The sequence below is a fragment of the Actinospica durhamensis genome, from assembly GCF_018139695.1.
Classification (GTDB): Bacteria; Actinomycetota; Actinomycetes; order Streptomycetales; family Catenulisporaceae; genus Actinospica; species Actinospica durhamensis.
The window spans coordinates 1-4,500 of the sequence record NZ_JAGSOG010000432.1; the positions used below are offsets into that span (position 1 = coordinate 1).

Sequence of the window (4,500 nt, forward strand, 5' to 3'; positions counted from 1 at the left end):
TTGCATGTGTTAAGCACGCCGCCAGCGTTCGTCCTGAGCCAGGATCAAACTCTCCAAAAAGAATTTAATGACCTGGCTAAACATCCCGACGGGGGTCGGGATAATAGCCAATCAAACAATTGGCATCGTAAACAAATGACACACTGTTGAGTTCTCAAGAAACAGTCACGCGCCAGGTACTTCGTTTTATTGTTTCCCTTGCGGTGTTCCCTACTCTATCAGAGTTTCGCGGCGGTTATTTCCACCGGGTTTTCCTATCGTCTGAATAGACGACGGAAAACCGACCCCTTCAGCCATACGGCGTGGGGATCCGTTCTCACAGAGTTGGGATTTGTCGCTCACCATCGCCCGGTTGCCCGGTCCGATCGCTCTTGGCGACGTTGGTCTACATTACGCGTCCGGCCCACCCCCGTCAAATCCAGGGGGCGGGCCGGTCGAACGAAAGCGCGCGGGCGTGCGCCGAGATCAGCGCTGCAGCGACGGCTTGAGCTCCATGATGCGGTTGAGCAGGCCGTTCACGAACTGGGGCGAGGTGTCGGTGGACAGCTGCTGAGCCAGTCCCACCGCCTCGTCGATCGCCACCACGTCCGGTACCTGCTCCTGCCACAGCAGTTCGTAGATGCCCAGCCGCAGCAGATTCCGGTCCACCGCCGGCATCCGGTCGATCGGCCAGCCCACCGAATACGTCTCGATCAGCGTGTCGATGCGCTCCTGGTGCCGGGCCACGCCCTCCACCAGCTCCACCGCGTAATCCCCGATCCGCGGATCGGAGTCCTGCGGAGTCATCTTCTGCACCCGGGCGATCCGCTCGGCGAGCACGGCGGACGGGCTCACGCTGCGCAGATCCGCCTCGTACAGCATCTCCACCGCGCGGCGGCGGGCCTTGTTGCGGGTAGCCACGGTTCGTCAGGTCCCTCGTTGCCAGGATCGAATGGTGCGAGCGTGCCGAGCTTACTCAGCCGTTGATACGACCGAGGTACTTGCCGTCACGGGTGTCGACCTTGATCTTCTCGCCGGTCGTGATGAACAGCGGGACCTGGATCTCGGCGCCGGTCTCGACGGTGGCGGGCTTGGTGCCGCCGGTGGAGCGGTCGCCCTGCAGACCGGGCTCGGTGTAGGTGATCACCAGCTCGACGGCCGCGGGCAGTTCGATGTACAGCGGGACGCCGTCGTGCGTGGCCACCATGGCCTCGGCGCTCTCGAGCAGGTAGTCCGCGTTCCCGCCGACGGTGTCGCCCGACACGTGCAGCTGGTCGTAGGTGTCGAGGTCCATGAACACGAAGTCGGCGGCCTCCTTGTAGAGGTACTGCATCGTGCGCTTGTCCACGTTCGCGGTCTCGACCTTGATGCCCGCGTTGAAGGTCTTGTCCACGACCTTGCCGGAGAGCACGTGCTTGAGCTTGGTCCGAACGAAGGCCGGTCCCTTGCCAGGCTTGACGTGCTGGAATTCGACGACATTCCACAGCTCGCCGTCCAGGTTGAGCGTCATGCCGTTCTTGAGGTCATTGGTCGAGGCCACGCCGGGTGACTCCTAGCTGAGAGGGGATTTCCGAGATTAGGCAAGTCTACCGGCTATGCCGAGATCTCCCCGAACGCGCTGACCAGCAGCTGCATATCCGGACCGGCCAGCACCACCGGCTTGGCCAGCCCGGCCAGCACGATGAAGCGCAGCACGTCCGCCCGGGACTTCTTGTCCACGCGCATGGTCTCGAGCAGCTTCGGCCAGGCCCCGGCCTGGTAGGTCAGCGGCAGACCGAGTGCGCCGAGCACGTCCCGGTGCCGCTGGACCACGGACTCGTCCAGCTTCCCGGCGAGCCGGCCGAGCTCGGCCGCGAAGACCATGCCGACCGAGACGGCCGCGCCGTGGCGCCACTGGTAGCGCTCGTTGCGCTCGATCGCGTGCCCGAGAGTGTGGCCGTAGTTGAGGATCTCGCGCAGCCCGGACTCGCGCAGGTCCTGCGAGACCACCTCGGCCTTGACCCGGATCGCCCGCTCGATCAGCTCCTTGGTGTGCGGACCGTCGTACCGGCGGGCGCCGTCGATGTCGCCCTCGATCAGTTCGAGGATCCGCGGGTCGGCGATGAACCCGCACTTGACCACCTCGGCCAGGCCCGCGACGAAGTCGTTGCGCGGCAGGGTCTCGAGCGCGCCGAGGTCGCACAGCACGCCGGCCGGCGGATGGAAGGCGCCGACCAGGTTCTTGCCCTCGGCCGTGTTGATGCCGGTCTTGCCGCCGACGGCCGCGTCCACCATGCCCAGGATCGTGGTGGGCAGGTGCACCACGCGTACCCCGCGCAGCCAGGTGGCCGCGGCGAAGCCGGCCAGGTCGGTGGTGGCGCCGCCGCCGACGCCCACGATCGCGTCGGTGCGGGTGAACCCGGCCTGGCCGAGCACGCTCCACAGATACGCGAGCACCTGGGCCGACTTCTGCTCCTCGGCGTCGGGCACCTCGATGGTGATCGCCTTCAGGCCGGCCGCGGCCAGATCGGCGCGCACCGCCTCGCCGGTGGCGGCCAGGGCCTTCGGGTGCACCACGGCGACCCGGGAGACGCGCTCGCCCAACATCGCGGGCAGCTCGCCGAGCAGGCCGTGGCCCACCACGACCTCGTAGGGCGCCTCGCCGCCGACCGGGATCCGCGTCGTGTCGGTGCTCAAGCCTCGGACTCCTTCGCCGGGTGTCTGATCTGTTCGTAGAGCCGGTCGACTATCTCCTCGACGGTCAGGTCGCTGGTGTCGATCCGGCTGCTGGCCACTTCCCGGTAGAACGGCTCGCGGGCGCGGTGCAGCTCGATGAACTTGCTGTGCACGTTGCCGAGCAGCAGCGGGCGCGGCACGTTCATCTCCAGCCGCTTGACCGCGCTGTGCACGCTCACGTCCAGCCAGACCACGTAGTGCGCGGCCAGGGCGAGCCGGGTCTCGCGGCGCAGGATGGCGCCCCCGCCGAGGGACAGGACGCCGGAGTGCGACTCGAGCGCCGCGCGCACGGCCTCGGACTCCAGTTCGCGGAAGTACTCCTCGCCGCGTTCGACGAACAGGTCGGCGATGGCGCAGCCGGTGAGTGCCTCGACGTCGTGGTCCGTGTCGCGCAGGGACACCTCGAGCCGCTCGGCCAGCGCCGCGCCCACGGTGGACTTGCCCGAACCGGGCGGGCCGACCAGGACGGCGACGGGCCGCACCAGGCTCATGCCGCGCCCCCGGTCACCTGCAGGCCGCGCTCGGCGAGTTCGGCCAGGTAGGCCTGGACGTTGCGGCGGGTCTCGCGCACCGAGTCGCCGCCGAACTTCTCCAGCACGGCGTCGGCGATCACCATGGCGACCATGGCCTCGGCCACGATGCCGGCCGCGGGCACGGCGCACACGTCGGACCGCTGGTGGTGGGCGGTGGTGGCCTCGCCGGTGGCCACGTCCACGGTGGCCAGCGCGCGCGGGATGGTGGAGATGGGCTTCATGGCCGCGCGCACCCGCAGCACCTCGCCGGTGGACATGCCGCCCTCGGTGCCGCCGGACTTGCCGGTGCGCCGGTGCACGCCGGGCCGGCCCGGCTCCATCTCGTCCTGGGCCTGCGAGCCGCGCACCCGGGCGAGCTCGAAGCCCTCGCCGAACTCGACGCCCTTGATCGCCTGAATACCCATCAGGGCGGCAGCCAGGCGCGCGTCGAGGCGCCGGTCCCAGTGCACGTGGCTGCCCAGGCCCGGGGGAAGTCCGTAGGCGAGCACCTCGACGATGCCGCCGAGGGTGTCGCCGTCCTTGTGGCACGCGTCGATCTCGGCCACCATCGCGGCCGAGGTCTCCGGGTCGAGGCAGCGCACCGGGTCGGCGTCGACGCGTTCGGCGTCGGCGGGGGCCGGGACCAGGCCGGCCGGGGCGCGCACCGGGCCGAGCTCGACCACGTGCGAGACCAGTTCGACGTCGGCGACCTGCCGCAGGAACGCGCGGGCGACCTCGCCGAGCGCGACCCGGGCCGCGGTCTCCCGGGCGCTGGCGCGCTCGAGTACCGGGCGGGCCTCTTCGAACCCGTACTTCTGGATGCCGGCCAGGTCGGCGTGGCCGGGGCGGGGCCGGGTGAGCGGGGCGCTGCGGGCCTGGCCGGTGCTGCCGGGCTCGATCGCGTCGAGCTCGCCCTCGCCGTCGGCGGGGTCGGCGGACATCACGGCGCGCCACTTGGGCCACTCCGAGTTGCCGATCCGCAGGGCGACCGGGCCGCCCTGGGTCAGGCCGTGCCGGACGCCGCCGAGGATCTCGACCTCGTCCTGCTCGAACTTCATCCGGGCCCCGCGGCCGTACCCGAGCCGACGCCTGGCCAGCGCGTGCGCCAGGTCCTTGGTCGAGGTCTCCACGCCGGCCGGGAGGCCTTCGGCGATGGCGACGAGGGCCGGCCCGTGGGATTCGCCTGCGGTGAGCCAACGCAACATGCCCCGATCATCCCACACCGGGCGCGGCCCGCTCAGGGGTGTCCACGAGCGCGACCGGAAGACAGGGGCGGGCGCATGGCCGCGGGCGG

General features: G+C 69.8%; 5 protein-coding genes and 1 rRNA gene. All 6 read right to left on the reverse strand.

Going from position 1 to position 4,500, the window contains the following annotated elements; translation table 11 throughout:
* A 16S ribosomal RNA gene (locus tag KDL01_RS39215) occupies positions 1–60 on the reverse strand; the annotation flags it as partial.
* A 405-nt stretch (positions 61–465) separates the two neighbouring features.
* Positions 466–900, reverse strand: coding sequence for a transcription antitermination factor NusB (gene nusB, locus KDL01_RS39220; protein WP_307846789.1), 435 nt, complete (start codon positions 898–900; stop codon positions 466–468).
* A 55-nt stretch (positions 901–955) separates the two neighbouring features.
* Positions 956–1,519, reverse strand: a complete 564-nt coding sequence (gene efp, locus KDL01_RS39225) for an elongation factor P (protein ID WP_212533798.1) — start codon at positions 1,517–1,519, stop codon at positions 956–958.
* A gap of 53 nt (positions 1,520–1,572) precedes the next feature.
* A complete protein-coding gene (aroB, locus tag KDL01_RS39230) occupies positions 1,573–2,655 on the reverse strand; it encodes a 3-dehydroquinate synthase (protein ID WP_246577620.1) in 1,083 nt (360 codons plus the stop codon).
* The gene (locus tag KDL01_RS39235; protein WP_212533799.1) at positions 2,652–3,185 is read right to left on the reverse strand and encodes a shikimate kinase; all 534 of its coding nucleotides are present in this window, start codon (positions 3,183–3,185) and stop codon (positions 2,652–2,654) included. The genes aroB and KDL01_RS39235 overlap by 4 nt, the downstream gene beginning before the upstream one ends.
* Positions 3,182–4,411, reverse strand: coding sequence for a chorismate synthase (gene aroC / locus KDL01_RS39240; protein ID WP_212533800.1), 1,230 nt, complete (start codon positions 4,409–4,411; stop codon positions 3,182–3,184). Before aroC ends, KDL01_RS39235 begins: the two co-directional genes overlap by 4 nt.
* Between the last annotated feature and the right edge of the window lie 89 nt (positions 4,412–4,500).

Coding starts and splice junctions, on each gene's coding strand:
- KDL01_RS39235 (WP_212533799.1), bottom strand. CDS start 3,185: ATGAGCCTGGTGCGGCCCGTCGCCGTCCTGGTCGGCCCGCCCGGTTCG.
- aroC (WP_212533800.1), bottom strand. CDS start 4,411: ATGTTGCGTTGGCTCACCGCAGGCGAATCCCACGGGCCGGCCCTCGTC.